Raw genomic sequence first — 21,383 nt, forward strand, 5'->3', positions numbered from 1 at the left:
TTTATGTGAAAGTTTACTTTTTTATGACAAATAAAAGAGCCAGCTAAGCTAGCTCCTTTATTTGTCCTCGTGAAACTTAATCATATCTTCAAAGATAAACCACATATCCTTCACTTCATTTTTCTCTGTTGAGGAAAAGGGGATTATATTTTCCCTATGTTCAACGCCAAGTTTTTTGGAAATAAGAGAAATTTGTTTATCTATTTGTGATCTTTTGATTTTATCTTTTTTCGTTGCAATAACTATTCCAGAAAATCCTGAATGAATGATGTAGTCATACATTTGCTTGTCCAAATCCGTTGGTTCGTGTCTAATGTCTACAAGTAAAATTGTTTCCAAAAGATTTTCTCTATTTTCTAAATATCTATTAATTATTCCTGCCCACTTTTCTTTTTCTGTCTTTGCAACTTTTGCGTAACCATAACCTGGAAGGTCTACAAGGCGAAGGGCATCATTTACTTTGTAAAAATTAATCGTCCTAGTTTTTCCCGGCGTGGAAGATGTCCTTGCAAGATTTTTTCTGTTCAACATTGCATTTATAAAGGATGACTTTCCCACATTGGATCTTCCTGCAAAGGCAAATTCAGGAAGATTTGCAATTGGATATTGATTCTCTAAAACTGCAACTTTTTCTAATTCTGCTTTACTTATCTTCATTAAAATCACCTATTGCAATTTCTGCAACTTCTTTAAAAGTTGAAACAGTTTTTATATTAAGTCTTTCCACTGCTGCCTCTTCGATTTCCTTTAAATCTCTTTTGTTTTCAGATGGAATTATTACTGTATTAACGCCAAATCTTTCTGCTGCCAAAAGTTTTTCTTTTAGACCACCTATTGGAAGAACTTTGCCGCGAAGTGTAATTTCTCCAGTCATGGCAACATCACTTCTAACAGGTCTTTTTGTCAGTGCAGACAAAACTGATGTGGCAATAGTAATTCCTGCTGAAGGTCCATCCTTTGGAACTGCACCTTCTGGCACGTGAATGTGGATGTCCTTTTCACTTCTAAATTTTGGATCAATTTTAAATTCCTCTGCATTAGATGCAATATGTGAAATGGCAGCGATAGCAGATTCTTTCATTACATCGCCGAGAGAGCCAGTGAGAGTTAGATTTCCCTTGCCTGGCATTACTGTTGTCTCTATTACAAGGGTAGTACCTCCAACTTCTGTCCATGCAAGTCCATTTACTGAACCCACTTCAGAATTTTTTTCTCTTTCATTTATCAAATAAATTTTTTCACCGAGAAAATCTGAAATATTTCTCGTAGATACAGATACTTTATCTAAATTTTCTTCCACAATTTTCAGCGCAGCTTTTCTCACAATTTTTGAAATTTGTTTTTCAAGACCTCTAACTCCAGATTCACGAGTGTAATAATCAATTATGTCCTTTAATGCTTTTTCAGAAATACTTATATTTTCTTTTTTTAAGCCATTTTCAGAAATTTGTTTTGATACTAAATATTTTTTTGCAATATTTAATTTTTCATTTGGAGTGTAGCCACCTATATCAATTAATTCCATTCTATCAAGAAGTGGTCTTGGGATAGTCTGCGTTGTATTTGCCGTTGCTATAAAAAATACATTGGAAAGGTCAAAGGGAAGCTCCATATATCTATCTGTAAAAGTATTATTTTGCTCTGGATCAAGAACTTCAAGTAATGCAGATGCGGGATCACCCTTAAAATCATTTCCAATTTTATCTATCTCGTCAAATAAAAATACTGGATCGTTTTTTCCTGCTTTTTTCATCAAACTTATAATTCGACCTGGAAGTGCTCCAATATAAGTTCTTCTATGTCCTCTAATTTCTGCTTCGTCGGTGATACCTCCAAGGCTCATTCGAACAAATTCTTTGTCTAGAGATTTTGCAATGGACTGTGCAATAGAAGTCTTTCCAACTCCTGGAGGTCCTACAAGGCAAAGTATTGGTCCTCTGCTTTTGTCGCCGGATAAAATCCTAACTGCGATAAATTCTAAAATTCTCTCTTTTACATTCTCAAGCCCATAGTGTTCGTCGTTTAAAACTTTCCTTGCATCACTTAACTTTACTTTTTCTCCTCCACCTTCCATCCAAGGCAGATCTAAGATCCAATCCAGATAATTTATCAATATTGAATAATCAGGCGACTGTGAATTTAAGTTGCGAAGTTTCTTTAGTTCACTAAGGGCCTTTTCCTTCACTTCGTCAGGAAGTTTTTTTTCTTCAATTTTTTTCTTATAGACTTCAGTTAGTTCGCCCTCGTCTTCGCCATCGCCTAGTTCTTTGTGAATTACACGAAGCTGTTCCTTTAAATAATACTCCCTTTGAATATCGTCCATTTTCTTTTTAACTTGGTCATTGATATTTTTTTCGATAGAAAGAATTTCAATTTCCTTTTTCATTATCTCGTGAAAAGCAACAAGTCTGTCGTAAATATCAGTCGTTTCAAGCAGTGTCTGATACTCTTCTAATTTAAAATTTAGATAACCCACAACTGTGTCGATAAATCTTGATGGATCATCTGTGTCTGCAATATTAGAGAGAAGTCCTGGAAAAAATTTTTCATCAAGGGAAGCGTAATTTTCTAAATCATTTAATGCAAGGCGAAGTGCTGCTTCGACTTTATCGTCTTCAGTATAGTCAATTTCGTCTTCTTCTAAAATTTCTATTTCAGCTTCTATCATTTCCGCTGTAATATCTAAATCAGAAATTTTTGCCCTCTCTTCACCTTCAACTAAGACTCTTACAACTCCACCAGGCAATTTTAAAATTTGTTTTATAGTAGCCACAGTCCCAACTTCAAAGAGATCATCTCTCTTTGGATCTTCTACTTCTAATTCTCTTTGTGCCACCAAAAAAATTTTTGAATCTTGCATTTCCGACCTTTCAATTGCGTTTACAGAAATCTTTCTGCCGCAATCGAAGTGCATGACCATGTGTGGAAAGATTACTAAATCTCGAAGAGGAATAAGTGGTAATTTAATTTTTTTCATTTTTCACCTTCTAAAAAAGCCGTGGCAACCACGGCTAAATATATTTATTTTTTTATTAATTCAGCAGATGCTGTACCTTCCACAGACTCTTTAGTTATTTTAACGGCTTTGATGTCATTTCTCGAAGGAATTTCATACATCACATTCATAATTGTGTTTTCGATAACTCCTCTTAAACCTCTAGCCCCTGCCTTTTTCTCTATCGCCTTTTTTGCAATATATTTTAGGGCTTCGTCGTCAAAAATTAATTCAACATCATCAAATTTTAATAGCTCCTTGTATTGTTTTACAAGAGCATTCTTTGGCTTAGTCAAAATTTCAACTAAAGCATCTTCGTCTAATTCTTCAAGAGTAATAGTAACGGGAAGTCTGCCAATAAGTTCTGGTATAAGTCCAAACTTTAGCAAATCTTCAGTTTCGACTTTCTTTAAAATATTTTCTCTGTTAGCTTTTTTGTCTATAAGTTCAGCTCCAAAACCCATAGATGATTTAGCCGTTCTGTTTTCTATGATTTTATCAATTCCGTCAAAGGCACCACCAACTATGAATAAAATATTTGTGGTGTCAACTTGAATAAACTCTTGAGAAGGATGTTTTCTTCCACCTTGTGGTGGAACATTGGCAATAGTCCCCTCAATAATCTTCAAAAGTGCTTGTTGCACACCTTCTCCACTTACATCTCTTGTGATAGATACATTTTCAGATTTTCTTGCAATTTTATCTATCTCGTCGATATAAATAATTCCCTTTTCTGCCCTCTCAATGTCGTAATCGGCATTTTGAATTAATTTCAAAATAATATTTTCAACATCTTCACCAACATATCCAGCTTCAGTTAAAGTTGTGGCATCGGCAATTGCAAAGGGAACATTTAAAAGTCTAGCAAGAGTTTGTGCAAGTAAAGTCTTACCTGAACCTGTGGGTCCAATCATGAGAATATTGGACTTTTGAAGCTCAATATCTGGATTAACTTTTTTTGAAGAAGATATCCTCTTGTAGTGATTGTAAACTGCTACTGCAAGGGCACGCTTTGCATCCTCTTGTTTTATAACATACTGGTCCAAAATTTTTTTGATTTCAGCAGGTTTCTTTAGTTCAAAATCCCTATCTATTTCATGAGAAATTTCTTCTTCTAAAATTGTATGACATCTCTCGATACACTCGTCACAAATATTTACATTAGGTCCGGCGATTAATCTATTCACTTGGTTTTGCGTTTTGCCACAGAATGAACATCTTAAAATTTCATCTGTACTTGACATATCTCACCTCAAACCCTTTTTTCTAGAACTTTGTCGATTAAACCATATTTTTTTGCTTCTTCAGAAGTTAGCCAATAATCTCTATCTGTATCTCTTTCGATTTTTTCAAGATCTTGACCAGTTCTTTCAGCCAAAATTTCATTTAATTTTTTTCTAATTTTTAAAATCTTTTCTGCATTAATTTGAATGTCACTAGCTTGACCTTGTGCGCCACCAGAAGGTTGGTGAATCATAATGTCAGAATTAGGAAGTGCAAATCTCTTTCCCTTTGCACCTGATGCAAGTAAAAATGCTCCCATAGATGCAGCCATTCCAATACAAATCGTAGATACATCTGGCTTTATATAATTCATAGTGTCATAAATTGCAAATCCTGCACTTACAGATCCACCAGGTGAATTAATATAAAGTTGAATGTCTTTATTTGGATCTTCAGATTCTAAAAATAAAAGTTGGGCAACAATTAAATCCGCCATTACATCATTTACTTCGCCACTTGCAAATATAATTCTATCCTTTAAAAGTCTTGAGTAAATATCGTAGGATCTTTCCCCTCTATTAGTTTGTTCTACTACCATTGGCACTAATGCCATTTAATCACATCCTCTGATTATTTGTCTTCTTTATCTTCTTTTACTTCTTCTTTAATTTCTTCTTCAGTAGTTTCCTTAGGCTCAACAAATTTAACTTTTTCAACAAGAGTATCAATTGCCTTTCTCTTTTGAAGGTCGTCTCTTACAACTTCCTTATTTTGATTTAGCATATAATCTCTCATTTTTTCCATGTGTTCCTTGTCGTCTTTAAAGTACTCTTCTACAACTTTGTTTACTTCTTCTTCTATTTCTTCGTCAGTAATTTCAATCTTTAAATCTCTAACAAGTGCTTCAATAGCAAGATCATTTTTTACAGTTTTTTCTGCTTCAGGTCTCATTGCCTTTTTGAAATCGTCAAGAGTTTGACCAATCATCTTGATATAATCTTCGAAGCTAATGCCTTGAGCTCTAAGACTTTGGTCATAGTTTCTAATCATATCGTCAATTTGAGTATTGATCATTGCTTCAGGAATTTCTGCATCTACCATTTCGCCGATTTTGTCAATTGCTCTTCTTTGTTTTTCCATCTTAGAAGTTGTCTTAAATTCTTCTTCTTTTTTCTTTCTAATATCAGCTTTAAACTCATCAAGAGTGTCAAATTCAGAAATATCTTTTACAAATTCATTATCAAGTTCTGGAAGTTCTTCATAAGATATGCTATTTAATTTAATTTCAAATTTTGCGTCTTTTCCTGCAAGATCCTTTTGATGATAATCTTCTGGGAATTTAACAGTAATGTCAAATTCTTCTCCAATTTTGTGTCCGATTAATTGTTCTTCAAAGCCTGGGATAAATGTATTTGAACCAATTTTAAGGTCTTGGCTTTCAGCTTCTCCGCCTTCAAAATAACTTCCATCAACAGAGCCTTTGAAGTCGATGTTTACAGTATCGCCATCTTCTACTGCTCTATCATCAACATTTATAATTCTAGCGTTCATAGCTCTTTGGTTTTCAACTTCAGAATCAATAAGTTCGTCAGTTACTTCAAGAGTTGGATCTTCGATTTCTATTCCTTCGTAGTCTTTAAGTTCAACTTCTGGTTTAACATCGACAGATACATTTACAATTAAATCTTCTTCTTTTTTTACACTTTCTTCATCAATGTCAATATTTGGTTGGTCAACAACTTTAAGGTCTAATTCTTTAACAGCTTTTTCATATTCACCTGGAAGAATTTCATTAATTGCATCTTCGAAAAATACGTCTTTGCCGTACATGTTTTCGATCATCTTTCTTGGAACATGACCCTTTCTAAATCCTGGAAGTTGGAAGCGTTTTTTGTTTTTCTTATACACTTCAGTTTCAGCATTTTTTATATCTTCTCTTTTTAAAACAATGTCAAAAAAGACAGTGTTATTCTCTTTCTTTTTAATTTCCATTTTATTTGCCTCCTCGCTCTATGGCGTTTTTTAACGTCTCTATATTATAACATAAGTTATTTTAAAAATATATTAAATACCTCTGTCCTTTAGGATTTTAGAGAGAATTTCCATTTCTTCATCATTAAGTGTAACACCCTTAGACATTTTTTCGTGGTTTGAATCCCATTCTCTCAAATCGTACTTTGCTGGTCTGTCGTTAAAGGAAACTTTGTTAAGTTCCTTAGTCCAGCCCTTTGCACTTTCAGATAAAACTCCCAAGTGCTCTGTAATTTCAAATTTAAAATCGCTCATATTACCTAACCTTTTCTATTTCATTTAAAACATTTTTTATTGCATCTTCAAAAGAAATTTCAGAATTTTCCATTTCTTTTCTAGTTGAATATTCAACAAATCCTTCAGAAGACTTCTTGCCACAAGTAATTCTTAGTGGAATACCAATTAGGTCTCTGTCCTTAAACTTAACTCCAGCTCTTTCTTTTCTGTCGTCAAGTAAAACTTCCACACCCTTGTTCTTTAACTCGTCATAAATTTTTTCTCCAAGGGCAACTTGTTCATCATCCTTTACATTTACAATAGTAACTATTGCTTCATAAGGAGCAACTGCCATTGGCCAAATTATTCCGTTGTCATCGTGATTTTGTTCGATTATTGCAGTTACAGATCTTGTAATACCAACTCCATAAGAACCCATATAGAAATAATTTGCCTTGCCATTTTCATCGAGATAAGTTGCATTAAGAGCCTCTGAATATTTTGTACCCAACTTAAAGATATTTCCTACTTCAATACCCCTTGCAAATTTATATTCTTCATCAGTTCCCGGCACTTTGTCGCCTTGAGATACAAGAAGAAGGTCGTCTACAACTTCGCCCTCAAAATCTCTGCCATAATTTGCATTGATGTAGTGGTAATCTTCTTCATTTGCACCGACAACAAGATTGTCCATTTCAGTAACTCTTTTGTCAAAAATTTTTCTAACATCTAAACCAACTGGTCCAGTGTAACCCTTTTTAGACTTTATAGCTTCAATGTCAGACTCTTCCATCATTCTTATGTCGTGTTCAGCAACTCCAGTGTATGCCACAAGCTTTGCCATATTTAATTCTCTATCTCCTGGGATAAATACTATAACTGGTTCATCTCCAAGCATTAAGTCAACTGCCTTGGCGCATTTTTTTTCATCCACATTTAAGAACTTAGCAACTTCTTCAATTGTGCTTGCATTAGGTGTGTGTACCTTTTCTAATTCCTTTTTATCTTCATGTGGTGGCATTACATATTCAACAGGAGCCTTTTCTTCAGTTGCTCCAAATTTTCCAGATTCAGAATATACAATTACTCCTTCGCCAGTTTCAGAAAGAGCAATAAATTCATGAGAACCAGTGCCGCCCATTGCACCATTATCCCCTTCGACAATTTTATAATCAAGTTCTAATCTGTCAAATATTTTTTCATATGCTTCATACATATTCATGTAAGCAATGTGAAGAGTTTCAGGAGAAGTGTCAAAAGTATAGGCATCTTTCATAGAAAATTCTCTAGCTCTATTTATACCAAATCTAGGTCTTTTTTCATCTCTGTATTTAGTTTGAATTTGATATAAATTAAGTGGAAGATCTTTATAACTTTTAACTTCATCGCGGACAAGAGTGGTAAAATATTCTTCCGCAGTAGGTCCGAGACAAAACTCTCTGTCATTTCTGTCCTTTAACTTAAACATTTCAGGACCAAATTTTTCCCATCTACCAGACTCTTTCCAAATTTCTGCTGGTTGAATGGCAGACATTAAAATTTCCATTGCACCAGCTTTGTCCATTTCTTCACGGACTATATTTTCAATTTTTCGAATAGATCTATAACCAAGTGGCAAATATGTATAGATACCACTAGCAGATTTTCTAATCATACCCGCTCTTAGAAGAAACTTATGAGATGCAATCTCTGCATCTTGTGGATCCTCCCTAAGAGTTGGCATATAAAGTTTTGATAATCTCATATTACCTCCATAATAAAAGTATTATAATAAATAAAATAAATTTCCACAAGTTTTATGGAAAATCTCATTGCACACTATTTTTATTATACTATAAAGGCGCCAATACTTCACAATTTTGTGGAAAAATTTTAGATTTGTGAAAATCATTAGAATATTTTTGAAAAAGTAACAACTAATTTAAAAAATCATGTATAATAACTATTTGTTTCACATAAATACATAGGAGGACATAATAATGAAAAAAAGAGATATAGCTGGCATTTTATTTTCAGCTTTAATTGCAACTTGTGCCTACTTTTTAGGCAAAATCTTTCCAGTAATTGGAGGACCCGTCTTTGGAATTCTTTTCGGTATTATATTGAATAACTTTAAAAGACCAGAGTCCTTTGAATCTGGAATAAAATTTACATCAAAAAAGGTACTTCAATTTGCCGTAATACTGCTTGGATTTGGTCTTAACCTTAGCGAAATTATTGTAGTAGGAAAATCATCACTTTTAATAATTCTTTCCACAATTTCAACTGCACTTATAATCTCCTTTGCCACAGCAAAAATTTTAAAAATCGATTCAGATGTTGCAACACTAGTTGGAGTTGGGTCATCAATCTGTGGTGGATCAGCAATTGCTGCAACAGCACCAGTAATTAATGCAAAGGACGAAGACATTGCGACTTCAATCTCTGTAATATTTTTATTTAATATTATCGCTGCACTAATCTTCCCAACACTTGGCGTAAAACTTGGCATGACTCACACAGGCTTTGGAATGTGGGCTGGGACAGCAATAAACGACACATCATCAGTTGTGGCAGCATCAGGAACTTGGTCAACAATGTTTAATGACGACACCGCCCTTAATTATGCAACAATTGTGAAATTAACGAGAACTCTTGCAATTATTCCAATTACACTTGTACTTGGAATAATAAAATCAAAGGAAAATACAGAAAAAGTTAGCGTGTTAAAATCTTTTCCAACATTCATTTTATTTTTTCTACTTGCATCAATTTTCACAACTGTACTTCCACTTCCATCCTCTTTCTTGTCAACAATGAAATTTTTGTCAAAATTTTTTATTATAATGGCAATGTCTGCAATTGGACTTAATACAGATATTAAAAAATTAATTTCACAAGGAGGAAAGGCAATAGTAGAAGGTGCTCTTTGTTGGATAGGAATAATTTTTGTGAGTTTAGCAATGCAACAATTGCTTGGCATTTGGTAATTTATAGGATTTTTAAATTTAGAAAATTTATTTTATTTGAAATTTTTCATAAAACTTGTTCATAAGATTTTTTATTTTAATTGAAGCAGCCTTAGTGCTGCTTTTTTAACAAAAAGCAAAAAAATAAAAGCCCTTTCGAGCTTTTAAAGATTTATTAAAATTAAAATTATAAAACCATGGATAAAAATTCTTTTGCCCTCTTAGTTTTTGGATTTGCGAAAAATTCTTTTGAATCTTCGTCTTCTGCTATGACACCTTTGTCCATGAAGAGAACTCTGTTAGATACATCCCTTGCAAAACCCATCTCGTGAGTTACTACAAGCATTGTAAGCCCTTCCTCTGCAAGAGAACGCATTACATTTAAAACTTCATTTACCATTTCTGGATCCAGTGCCGATGTAGGTTCGTCAAAGAGAAGCACTTCTGGATTCATTGCAAGTGATCTTGCTATGGCAACTCTTTGCTTTTGTCCACCAGATAATGATGCTGGTTTTGCATCTCTAAAGGGATACATCCCTACTTTTTTCAAAAATTCATCTGCAACCTTTATTGCATCTTCACGAGATTTTTTTAGAACTTTAACTTGTCCTACGACGCAATTTTCAAGAACAGTCTTGTTGTTAAAGAGGTTAAAAGATTGAAAAACCATTCCCACCTTTGTCCTGTAATTATTTATAGAAATATAATCTAAAATATTTTCGCCGTGATATTTTATTTTTCCGCCGTCTGGCTCTTCCAATAAATTTATACATCTAAGAAGTGTGGACTTGCCTGATCCAGATGAACCAATTATTGAAAGAACTTCGCCCTTTTCCACCTTGAAATTTATATCCTTTAAAACTTCATTGGATCCAAAGCTTTTTTCTAAATTTTCTATTTCAAAAATATATGCCATCTCACACCTCTTCCTTAAACTCTATTACTTCTGCTGAAGATTGTGAACCATAAATTTTATAAGTTCCATCTCCATCCATTTTTCTTTCAACAAGCTTCATAAGTTGACTTACTGTAATAGTTAAGAATAAATAAATTAATGCTGTGATGAAAAATACTTCAAAGTATCTTAAATAAGTTCCAGCTGCCGATTTTGAAATAAAGAACAATTCTGAAACTGAAATTACATTTAAAACTGATGAATCCTTAATGTTTACAATAAATTCATTCCCCACTGATGGAATTATATTTCTAACAGCTTGAGGAAGTACAATTTCTGTCATTGTTTGCCAATGAGTCATTCCTATGGAAAGTGCGCCTTCAGTTTGACCTTTGTCAATAGAAATTATTCCGCCTCTAATTATTTCAGCCATATATGCGCCTGTATTTACAGATACAATTATAAGTGCTGAAGGCATTGCCGCCATATTCAAATTAAAATATTGAAGGGAACCATAATAAAACATCATAGCTTGTACCATCATTGGCGTTCCTCTAATAACTTGAATATAAATTATAATTATTGCATTTACAATTTTTAAAACTGCTTTTTTAAAGGCTGAAGATTTTTTATTTACTTTTATTGTTCTAACTATTGCTATTAATAGTCCTATTAAAAACCCAACTAATGTGCCAATTACGGCAATTATAATTGTGTTAATAGTTCCCTCAACAAAGAGGGAACCATATTCCTTTATTAAAAATCCTATCCATCCAAAAAAACTTTCTGGCATTTTATTCTCCCATAATTATTCGCCAAGTGGTTGATTAGCCACAGCTTCTTCCATTATACTTTGTCTTTCTTTTTCAGAAATTTTTGAAAGTGCATCATTAACTTTCTTTAAAAGTTCGTCGTTGCCCTTCTTAACTCCTACTGAAATTGATGTATCTTCTTCAGATGCTTCAAATCCCTTTCCCTTTTCAAATTCTACAAAAGTTAAGTCCTTATTTGCAGAAGTTGCAGAAAGAGCACCTGGTCTTTCAGAAACATATCCGTCTATCTTTCCACTTCTAAGTGCAACTATCATTGCTGGAAAAGTTTCAAGAGCTGTAGATTTATTTACACCTTCAATTTGATCAATTACATCGTAGTGGAAAGTGTTAAGTTGTCCAGTAATATTTGCACCCTTAAAATCAGCAAGTGATTTTGCCTTTGCATAAGGTGAATCCTTTTTAACAACTATTACAAGATCTGATGTGTAATAAGTGTTTGAAAAATCAATAGTTTCTTTTCTTTCAGCAGTTGGACTCATTCCTGCGATAATTAAATCAATTTTTCCTGAAGTAAGTGCAGGAGTAAGGCCATTCCATTCAGTTTTTACTATTTCAAGCTTCTTGTTCATGGACTCAGCAATTTTCTTTGCGATTTCAACATCATATCCACCAGCGTATCCTCCAGCCGCAATTGGATAACCGTTTTTCTCAGTTGTTTGCGTCCAGTTAAAAGGTGCGTAATCACATTCCATTCCAACTTTTAAAGTTCCTGAATCCGATGGAGCAGCAGCTGTGCCACCATCTCCCTTTGAATTACAAGCTGTTAAAAACATCGTGCTAGCTAAACCTGCAACTAATAAAACTTTTGCTACATTCTTTCTTAAATTCATAATATACCTCCGTAATTCTCGTTGGCTATAAAAAGTAATAAAAAAACAGTCTGGAAAACCAAACTGTTAAAATGTCTAATAAAATAAGACAAAGTATTTAACTTTAGATAGCTCCCCACATATTGTGACAGTCATACAAATATTGTTTGCATGCCCAGCATATTAACTTACCATTAATACACTTCGGCGAAATTTCCTTTCATCTTTCTTCACTGCATGGTCTTGCTCCGAAAGATTACTGATAAAGCCCGCACCTCTATCGTATTTTTCAATACAATGTATTCAATTGATTTATCAATTATATATAGGAGATTTGCAAAAGTCAAGTGTTTTTTAAATTTTTTCTTAAAAATTTGCAATAAATAAGACTCCCCTTGGGAGCCTCATTAAAATTATTTCCACATATCAACTTCTGAAGTTGAGTTTAGTCTTTCTCTATTGTGAGTATTTGCTGCATCAAGAATGTTGTAGTAAGCCCAAAATCCCTCACTTACATCTGAGAATTTATTAAGAGATGAAGTGTTTACATTGTTAAGTGAATTTTTAGTTGTGTTTCTATTAAAAACAGAGTTTAAAATAGTAACAGCTTCTGCTCTAGTTATCTTTGCATTAGGCTTAAATGTTCCGTCTGGATAACCTGTTACATTTTTGTTGCCATATAATTTTTCAATAGCACTCTTTGCCCAGTGATCTTTAACATCTTGGAAATCAGAAGAAACTTTCTTTTCATTCTTAACATATCCGGAAATCATTTGTGCAAATTCAGCTCTTGTAATGCTTTCATTTGGTTTAAATGTTCCATCTGGGTATCCACTAATTAGACCCTTTGCAACAACATAATTAATTGCCTTAGAGAACCAGTTGTCGCTTGCATCAGAAAACTTTGTTGCAGAGCTTGTTCCAAAATCTCCTCCTCCATTTAACAAAGTAGCAAACATTTGAGCTGCTTCTGCTCTTGTTACATTTGCTTGTGGTTTAAATGTTCCATCTGGATAGCCCTTGATATAAGCAATTGCCTTAACTTCTTCAACTGCGTTCTTTGTAACTTTGTATTCAATCTTTGTAATATCTCCTGCTTCATTTTTTGCTTCGACTTTTATAGTTTCACCATAGATTAATGCTCTGTCTAAAAATACAGTGAATACTCCAGAATTGTTTACTGTAATGCTGCCAAGTTTTCTATTGCTTGCATCGTAAACAGTAATTTCATCCTTTACATTTGCAGTTCCCTTTACAAGTTTTTGTCCTTCAAGTGCTTCTGTAATTTTAAATTTTTTATTTTCAACTGTTTTTGAATCAGTGTAGAATTTTAAATCCTTAAGTTCTCTATCGTATACAGTTTCGCTTAAAGTTACTGTGAAATATGAATTTTTGTCAGTTCTAAAGCTTCCAAGTAATTTTCCGTCCATATAAACTCTTACATTTTCAAAAGGATGATTTTTAATATAGCCTGTTAAAGTTCTTCCAGCAATGCTTAAACCACTTGCATCAACTTTTGAGCCCTTGATGTTTTTGTAATTGTCGTTTTTAACTTCTACCTCTCTTGATTCATTTAATCCATCTCTTGCTATTACAGAATAAGTTTCTCCTTCTTTGAGATCTACTTTAATTTTAAAATCTCCTCTATTATCTGCAGATCCTATTTTTTCATATCCTCTGTCATAGCTATATCCGTATCCATATCTTGAACTAACTCTCTTTATATATATGTCAGCTTTTGCAGAAGTATAACCTGACAAATATGTTCCATCATATCTCACGCTTGAAAGTGAAAGAGTTTCGTATCTTCTTTTTCTTTCAGCTTCTTCTTTTTCTTTTTTTAATCTATCCGCTTCTTCTTTTGCTTTTTTAGCGTCTTCTTTTGCTTTTTCTAATTCTTCTCTTGCTTTCTTTTCAGCGTCTTCTTTTGCTTTCTTTTCAGCGTCTTCTTTTTGTGTTCCTGGTTGTGCTTGATCTGGTGCTGGTGCTGGTGCTGCTGGAGATTCTGCTGTTGTTGATGCAGGTGCTGATGCTGCTGGTGCTCCTCCATTTGCAAAAGCAGATACTGGCATTGACGATACTAGAACTCCTGCTAGTGCAAGTGTTAAATACTTTTTACTATATGGTTTCATTAAATTTCCTCCTAAATAAAATACTATTTTGTATTATATTACATTATATTACTGAGTTTAAATCTTTTTTGTGATAAAAAAGTGATAAAGGGCATAATTTCAGCTTATTTAATATTATCTTAATATTCGTAATACTATCGACATAAAAAGACCTGCTAAGAATAGCAAGTCTTTAAATCTTATTTAACTCTTACAGATAAATCATCTGCATAAACATCAACTATAATTGTATTGCCATCCATTACATCGCCCTTTATTATCATCTTTGAAATTTTTGTTTCAAGAGTGTGACCAATATATCTCTTAACTGGTCTTGCTCCATATTGTGGACTAAAAGATGCGTTCAAAATAAATTCAAGGGCAGCATCTGTAACTTCGATTTTAATATCTCTATCTTGAAGCTTTCTTTCAACTTCTTTAATGCTTTGTTTAATAATATTGTAAATTTCATCTCTTTGAAGTGGTTTAAATAAAACTATTTCGTCAACTCTATTTAAAAATTCTGGTCTAAAGGAAGCACGAAGATCTCGCATTACATTTTCCCTTGCATCTTCAGTTATTTGTCCATCTTCTCCAATTCCGTCGATTAAGAAGTGTGAGCCAATGTTTGAAGTCATAATAATTACTGTGTTTTTAAAGTCCACAGTCCTTCCTTGGTTATCAGTAAGTCTTCCATCGTCTAAAACTTGTAAAAGAATATTAAATACATCTGGATGTGCCTTTTCAATTTCATCAAATAAAATTACTGAATAAGGTTTTCTTCTAACCGCTTCCGTAAGCTGTCCGCCTTCATCGTAACCAACATATCCTGGAGGAGAACCTACAAGTCTTGACACAGAGTGTTTCTCCATGTACTCAGACATATCTATTCTAATTAAGTTTCTTTCATCGTCGAAAAGTGTTTCTGTAAGAGCCTTTGCTGTTTCTGTCTTTCCAACTCCAGTTGGCCCCAAGAATATAAAGGACCCAATTGGTTTGTTTCTATCCTTTAATCCTGCTCTTGCCCTTAGTACAGCATCAGACACAACTTCAATAGCCTTATCTTGACCAATTACTCTCTTGTGGAGAATATCTTCCAAGTTGAGAAGTTTTTCTCTCTCAGTCTTATTTAGCTTTTCAACTGGTATGCCAGTCCATCTACTTACTACATAGGCAATTTCATCTTCTGTAACTTCTTCCTTTACCATGGAAGATTCGTCTTTAGTTGATGACTCTCTCTTCTTTAATTCTTCCTTTAATTTTGGAAGAACGCCATATTTTAATTCAGAAAGTTTTTCTAAATCGTAATTCCTTTCGGCTTCTTCAATTGCATGATTAGTATCTTCAATTTGTTTCTTGATGTCTTTTGTAGAGTCAAGTTCCTTCTTTTCAGCTTCCCATTTTGATTTTAATCTATCAAATTCAGCCTTTTCTTCGGAAAGTTCGCCTTGAAGTTTTTTAAGTCTTTCTAAACTTGCCTCGTCAGTTTCCTTTTTTAAAGCTTGATTTTCAATTTCAAGTTGCAAAATTTTTCTTCTTACTTCATCAATTTCTGTCGGCATCGAATCAATTTCTGTCCTTAACATTGCACAAGCTTCATCCATTAAGTCAATGGCCTTGTCTGGCAAAAATCTATCTGTAATATATCTATCAGATAGCGTTGCCGCTGCAATTACTGCCGAGTCAGAAATTCTTATTCCGTGATAAATTTCGTATTTATCCTTTAATCCACGGAGGATTGCAATTGTATCTTCCACAGTTGGTTCTTTAACCAAAACTTTTTGGAATCTTCTTTCAAGTGCAGGGTCCTTTTCAATATACTTTCTGTATTCATCAAGAGTTGTTGCACCAATTGCGTGCAATTCTCCACGAGCAAGCATTGGTTTTAACAAATTTGATGCGTCCATTGCTCCATCAGTTTTTCCTGCTCCAACAATATTGTGAATTTCATCGATGAATAAAATAATATTTCCATCAGACTTTTTCACTTCATTTAAAACAGCTTTTAATCTCTCTTCAAACTCGCCACGGTATTTTGCCCCTGCTATAAGTGCACCCATGTCTAATGAAAAGACAGTTTTATTTTTAAGACCTTCTGGTACATCTTCAGACACAATTCTTTGCGCAAGACCACCTGCAATTGCCGTTTTACCAACTCCAGGAGGGCCTATTAAAACTGGATTGTTCTTAGTCCTACGAGAAAGAATTCTAATAACATTACGCACTTCTTCGTCACGACCAATTACTGGATCTAGTTTGCCCTCTCTTGCAAGTTCAGTTAAATCTTGACCATATTTTTTTAGTGCATCATAAGTTCCTTCAGGATTATCTGTGGTAACGTGTTGATTGCCCCTAATTTTTTTTAGAGCATTTAAAAATCCATCTGCATCAATTTTATACTTGTTGAAAATAGAAGAAGAATCCTTTCCCTTCATATTTAATAAAGCAAGGTAAATATGCTCAACAGAAAGGTATTCGTCGCCCATTTTTTTCATAAAATCTTCTGCCTTTTGGAAAAGTTCTCTATAAGAAGAGTCCGCATAAACCTCAGCACCTGATTGTTTTGGCAGCCTTTCAATAACCTTTAAGACATCCGCCTTTATCATGTCGGGGTTTTTATCCATATATGTCAAGACTCTTGGAATAAGTCCCTCTTTGTCATTTAAAAGGGCGTAGTTGATGTGAATTTCTTTTACCTCAGGATTGCCGTATTCCTTTGCAATATTATATGCTCCTTGAACGGCTTCAAGGGATTTTTGAGTAAATTTTTCAAAATTCATAAAAACACCTCATTTTTTATTATTTGCTTAAATTTTGTAATTCCTTATATAATTTTATTTCTTTCTCAGATAAATTCTTAGGATTTACGATGTTAAAAGTGATGTAAAGATCTCCCACATTTCCCTTTAAATCTTTAAAACCCTTTGAAGGAATTCTCATTTTATTTCCTCCAACAAAATTTTCTGGGATTCTTAATTTTAATTTACCACTTAAAGTTTCCACAGTTTGACTGCTGCCAAGAGCCGCATCCCATGGATAAATATTTTGAGTTTTAGTAATGTCAAGCCCATCGAGGATAAGGTCTTTCTCATCACGAATATTTATCTTAAATAAAATATCGCCAGGAAGACCAAACTTCTCGCCTTTGACCTTAATCTTCTTGCCACGAGTTATTCCCTTAGGAATTTTGACAGCAACTTGATATTCCTTTTTGTTATATGTCAAGCTCACATTTTTCGTAGTGCCTTCATAGGCATCTTTAATGGAAATAGAAAGTTCAGACTCAAACTTATTTCTACTCTTATTTGATGTTCTTCTTCCCTTTCCAGACAAATCTCCGAAGATGTCATTTATATTGAAACCACCAGAGAAATTGCCTCCAGATCTAGAAGAACCAAAAATAGTTTCGAAGAAATCAGAAAAATCTGCTCCACTTCCTCCAGTAGTGTATGTGTAACCATATTGAGAAGGATCGAAATCATAACCTGAACTAAAATCATAATTAGAGCCAAAAGTATCATATTTTTTTCTCTTATCCTTGTCAGATAAAACCTCATAAGCCTCTGAAACTTCCTTAAACTTTTCAGCAGCGGCATCGTCGCCTTGGTGAAGATCTGGGTGATATTTTTTAGCCAATTTTCTGTAGGCGCTCTTTATCTCCTTTTCATCTGCATCTTTAGAAACTCCAAGGATTTCATAATAATCTTTGTATTTCAAAATTAACCTCCTCATAATCTATATAAACTCATTTAACTATCAACATAATTATATCCAAATTAAAAGCAAAGGGACATAAATTATAAATTAAATGAATAATTTTAAATTTAAAATTTTGTCAGCTATATCAAAATTATTTGACTATCTTTGACTATTCCATTATACAACATCATTAGCACTCTTGCAAGTACTCTGCTAATTATTTTTTTAAAAAATTTTCTCAAAAATAAAACTGCCAGAAATAACTGACAGTTTAAAAAATTTATTCAAATATCTCGTCCAATTTCTTTTCTAAATTTCCCTTTTTAGCATATTTCAGAGAATCTAATTTTTTCAAATTATGCTTTTCTATTTTTATGTCATCATTAAATCCTAAAATATAATTTGTGGCTATCTTGTAAATAATTTCCGTCGGCGCTAGACCATAGACTTGCCTTGCAAAAATATGATTAAGCCTCTCACTAGGGTCAGGATAAATTTCCTTCATCTTGTCGCTTCTATAAAGTCTCTTCACTATTTCAGTAATATAAAGACCAGACTTCATGTATAAGTCAATAAAAGTCTTGTCTGGATTGTCAAAGCAGCCAGGATTTTCCTTTTCCAAATAATCCACCATTTCAATTACAATTTTCTTCGGCGTAAAAATTTGATTAGTTTTTTGTGATGGAATATAGTCAAAGATATCTTTTTTATTATTCTCATCAAAATAATTTGCAAGTTCTCTCTTTTTGTTCAAAAACTCTTTAACAGCGTCGTCAAAAACAATTTCGTCAAATAAATGCCCCTTAAAATCTTCTTCTTTACCGCTTGTCTCGTTAAAATATTTTCCGCCGTCACGCAAAAATCTAAATTCATCGAGAGAAATACTTGTCACTTCTATAAAAACATCATTAGGAATTATTTTATCAAAATTCATAAGATTAGTTTCCTCAGAGCCATAAGCCATCAAGAATGAAGGAATTGTTCTGGCAAAGCCCCTAAGATTATCCCTAATCTCGTCTTCCTTGCCCTTCTTTTCCTCTCTCTTCTTTTCAGTTTCCACTTCACGAGTAATAGTTTCAGTAGAACCCCTTAACAAGTCTGCATCTGCCATTTTCTTTTTAATTTCATCTAGCATCTTTTCATTGTTTAGTTCTATCTTCTTGTCATACTCTTCATTTATTTTTGTAACATCAGCGGAACTTTTGGCCTCTTTAATTTTCTTATTCTTCTCTGAATTAATTAAGCTATCCTCAATTTTCCAATTGCTGTATTCCTTTTGGATTATCTTTTCAGTAGAATCTTTGAGCTTATTTTCAATGCTCCTAACAGTTGACTTTTGGATTTCACTACCATAATCAGCCTTAACAGCATCAATTAAAATACTATTTCTCGGCTCAGCATAAGCCTTCTTCAAGACCTCAATATCATTTTTCTCATCTTTAAAGGTCAAAGTTCCTTCCCTAGCAGGAACAAAAATAACATCTTCAACACTGTTTTTTACATCATCATATATCTTTTTGCCAAAAATTTCCCTTGACCTGCCGATAATTTTTTCATCAGGAATATTTACCTCTCCATTTTCATCAAGATCTAAGTCATCAGCAATATTCTCATTAATATCAATAGGCTTAAAGTCTCGACCCTTGTCCATCTTGTCGATAATATTCTTAACAGCCTCTGGAGCACCAAAAATATTTGAGATGTTTTTAAATAAGAAGTTTGACATAAACCCACAGTTGACAACTTCCTTGGCATAAATCCTTCGTGGCGTAATCAAAACTTTTTCAGCATCAAGAGGAATCATCTCACCCTTTTCATCTTCGCCGTAAACTGGGAAGAAATTCAAGAGTTCTTTAACCTGAGACTTTCTCTTTTCAGAATCGCCCCTACCCCGTGAAGTTTCAGAAGAAAGGTCATTGGCAAACTCTTCAAAAATAGTTAAAGTTCTCGCAGGATCAAAATCAAAGACATAGGCATTTTCTTTTCTAAGAGTCTTTCCATCTTCCACAAAAAGACATGGATTTTGTGCTCTAAAGGCAGCCTGCATATAAAGAGAAGGACTCTTCACATTGCTTAGCATTAAGACACCCGTCCACTCTGGAATTGTAATGCCCGTAGTAAGTTGACCAACAGAAATAGTTATAGTCTTGTCATTTCCCCTTATAGCCTTTACAACCTTGTCATAGGACTTTTCAGTCTCTTCCTCATCATCAAGCTTTCCATCGCCAGCAGCAATTACAATTTCATAATCCCTAAAGACAGGATTTTCTTTAAGCTTTTTGCCCATAGCCTTGGCAGAATCAACCCTATCCATGAGCCAAAAAGTATGCTTTAATTCCTTCCTAAGTTCAGGCGTAGAAAAAGGAAACTTCTCCATAGAAGTCAAGGCATCTAAAAATTTATCAACATCACTCTCATAATAAAATTTTCCATTTTCTCGAGTTTTAAAAAATTCATTTAAATCAAAGGCATAATTTTCCCACTCGCCATCAATTTCTATGCCCTCTTTTATATTATCCCTAACAATTTCTGACATTTGATAAGTAAAAAGATTTAATTTTGGAAGAGGATAATAAGGATTTTCCTCTTCACTTGAAACATCCCAATCCCTCTTTGCCCTTTGCTCATCAGCATAGGTCCAGTTGTAAATGGCATCTTGGGGGAACTTGTCATTGGCAAGAGCCTTAAAGGGCGTGCCAGAAAGATGAAGAGTATAATTTCTGTCAATATTATCAAAGGCAATATCTGTCTTGTAAGTATCGACACCTTCGTGGGCCTCATCAATAATTAAAATATCCCACAAAATTCCAATCCTATTTCCCTTTTCATCTCGCCTGTTGCTAAGTTCCTTTAGCTTGTCTAGGTTGGGGTCCCCGCCAAAATATTTAGAGCCCTTGATATCTTGAAGACTGACAAACTCAATAGAGCCCCTTACCTTGTCAATATCTAAATTCAAAAATTTTTCTCTAGTAATGACATGTTTTTTGCCCTTGAGAGCAGCGACATGGCTGACAAAATAATAACCAGAATTTGCACCAACAAATTTAAGATAATCTTCATACCAAGAATTGGCAATGGCAGGTCTGTTAGTAACAATCAAAATATTTTTGAAGCCCATCTTCATGCACAAGTCATAGGCAGAAATAGTCTTGCCAAACCTTGGCTTGGCATTCCACAAAAATTCCCCATGCAAATTATTTTTAAAATATTCAATTGTCTTTTCTACAGCATCATCTTGCTCACTGCGCAGTGCATAGGGTATTGGGTCTTCATTGGACTCAAGGACCCCCTTGTTCTCCCTAAAATCATTAAAATAATTTTTGGCAAGATTGGGCTCAATCTCGAACCATTCAGTACCAGTCTGTCTCTTTACTCCAAGTTTATTTAAATAACCGTGAAATTCCTTGTCAGTAAAAGTCTCATAACTTCCCTCATAAAGGGCATTCTTGTGCCACTTCAAATCGTACTTAATGCCAGCAGTTTGAGTTTGCTCCCTAATTCTTGTCTCAACATCTCTTTCAGTAAAACCAATTTTAGTCCAGCCCTTGTGGTAGGAAACGCAAGGAGTGGTGTAGGCATAACATTGTGGTATGACTTCTCTAGTAGTATTAACATTAATCAT

General features: G+C 33.8%; 15 protein-coding genes and 1 riboswitch. Of the genes, 1 reads left to right on the forward strand and 14 read right to left on the reverse strand.

Features of this window, described 5'->3' with window-relative positions:
- Positions 1–57: 57 nt before the first annotated feature.
- The 7 genes from yihA to ACQRC6_RS06060 form a co-directional block, all read right to left on the reverse strand.
- Positions 58–657 (reverse strand): ribosome biogenesis GTP-binding protein YihA/YsxC, encoded by a 600-nt coding sequence (gene yihA / locus ACQRC6_RS06030; protein WP_427848155.1) that lies wholly within the window; start codon positions 655–657, stop codon positions 58–60.
- On the reverse strand, positions 644–2,977 hold the full coding sequence (lon, locus tag ACQRC6_RS06035; RefSeq protein WP_427848156.1) for an endopeptidase La: 2,334 nt from the start codon (positions 2,975–2,977) through the stop codon (positions 644–646). The genes yihA and lon overlap by 14 nt, the downstream gene beginning before the upstream one ends.
- A 44-nt stretch (positions 2,978–3,021) precedes the next feature.
- Positions 3,022–4,239: an ATP-dependent Clp protease ATP-binding subunit ClpX gene (gene clpX / locus ACQRC6_RS06040; protein WP_427848157.1), complete on the reverse strand. Its 1,218-nt coding sequence runs from the start codon at positions 4,237–4,239 to the stop codon at positions 3,022–3,024.
- A gap of 8 nt (positions 4,240–4,247) precedes the next feature.
- On the reverse strand, positions 4,248–4,832 hold the full coding sequence (gene clpP / locus ACQRC6_RS06045) for an ATP-dependent Clp endopeptidase proteolytic subunit ClpP (RefSeq protein WP_427848158.1): 585 nt from the start codon (positions 4,830–4,832) through the stop codon (positions 4,248–4,250).
- A 17-nt stretch (positions 4,833–4,849) separates the two neighbouring features.
- Positions 4,850–6,211 carry a trigger factor gene (tig, locus tag ACQRC6_RS06050; RefSeq protein ID WP_427848159.1) on the reverse strand — a complete coding sequence of 454 codons (1,362 nt, stop codon included), beginning with the start codon at positions 6,209–6,211 and terminating at the stop codon, positions 4,850–4,852.
- Positions 6,212–6,283: 72 nt separating this feature from the next.
- Complete coding sequence (locus ACQRC6_RS06055; protein ID WP_169969238.1) at positions 6,284–6,505, reverse strand: YdbC family protein; 222 nt, start codon at positions 6,503–6,505, stop codon at positions 6,284–6,286.
- 1 nt (position 6,506) lies between these two features.
- Positions 6,507–8,210, reverse strand: coding sequence for a proline--tRNA ligase (locus tag ACQRC6_RS06060; RefSeq protein WP_427848160.1), 1,704 nt, complete (start codon positions 8,208–8,210; stop codon positions 6,507–6,509).
- A 235-nt stretch (positions 8,211–8,445) separates the two neighbouring features.
- On the opposite strand from ACQRC6_RS06060, the gene ACQRC6_RS06065 reads away from it, so the two are divergent.
- Positions 8,446–9,435: a YeiH family protein gene (locus ACQRC6_RS06065; protein ID WP_427848161.1), complete on the forward strand. Its 990-nt coding sequence runs from the start codon at positions 8,446–8,448 to the stop codon at positions 9,433–9,435.
- 166 nt (positions 9,436–9,601) lie between these two features.
- Here the strand turns inward: ACQRC6_RS06065 and ACQRC6_RS06070 are convergent, their stop codons facing one another.
- The 7 genes from ACQRC6_RS06070 to ACQRC6_RS06100 all read right to left on the reverse strand — a co-directional run bounded on the left by ACQRC6_RS06070 (position 9,602) and on the right by ACQRC6_RS06100 (position 21,383).
- Positions 9,602–10,330: an amino acid ABC transporter ATP-binding protein gene (locus ACQRC6_RS06070; RefSeq protein ID WP_293558786.1), complete on the reverse strand. Its 729-nt coding sequence runs from the start codon at positions 10,328–10,330 to the stop codon at positions 9,602–9,604.
- Position 10,331: 1 nt separating this feature from the next.
- The gene (locus tag ACQRC6_RS06075) at positions 10,332–11,102 is read right to left on the reverse strand and encodes an amino acid ABC transporter permease (RefSeq protein WP_427848162.1); all 771 of its coding nucleotides are present in this window, start codon (positions 11,100–11,102) and stop codon (positions 10,332–10,334) included.
- Between the two features lie 15 nt (positions 11,103–11,117).
- Positions 11,118–11,972 (reverse strand): transporter substrate-binding domain-containing protein, encoded by an 855-nt coding sequence (locus tag ACQRC6_RS06080; protein WP_427848163.1) that lies wholly within the window; start codon positions 11,970–11,972, stop codon positions 11,118–11,120.
- Positions 11,973–12,072: 100 nt separating this feature from the next.
- A riboswitch (Lysine riboswitch) is annotated at positions 12,073–12,239 on the reverse strand.
- Positions 12,240–12,364: 125 nt separating this feature from the next.
- On the reverse strand, positions 12,365–14,083 hold the full coding sequence (locus ACQRC6_RS06085; RefSeq protein WP_427848164.1) for an S-layer homology domain-containing protein: 1,719 nt from the start codon (positions 14,081–14,083) through the stop codon (positions 12,365–12,367).
- A gap of 179 nt (positions 14,084–14,262) precedes the next feature.
- Entirely contained in the window at positions 14,263–16,842 is a 2,580-nt protein-coding gene (gene clpB / locus ACQRC6_RS06090) for an ATP-dependent chaperone ClpB (protein WP_427848165.1), read from the reverse strand.
- A 19-nt stretch (positions 16,843–16,861) separates the two neighbouring features.
- The gene (locus ACQRC6_RS06095) at positions 16,862–17,779 is read right to left on the reverse strand and encodes a J domain-containing protein (protein WP_293557110.1); all 918 of its coding nucleotides are present in this window, start codon (positions 17,777–17,779) and stop codon (positions 16,862–16,864) included.
- A gap of 262 nt (positions 17,780–18,041) precedes the next feature.
- Positions 18,042–21,383, reverse strand: a complete 3,342-nt coding sequence (locus tag ACQRC6_RS06100; RefSeq protein ID WP_427848166.1) for a DEAD/DEAH box helicase family protein — start codon at positions 21,381–21,383, stop codon at positions 18,042–18,044.

This window comes from Peptoniphilus sp. SGI.035, assembly GCF_050315115.1.
In the GTDB taxonomy this organism is placed as follows: domain Bacteria; phylum Bacillota; class Clostridia; order Tissierellales; family Peptoniphilaceae; genus Peptoniphilus_A.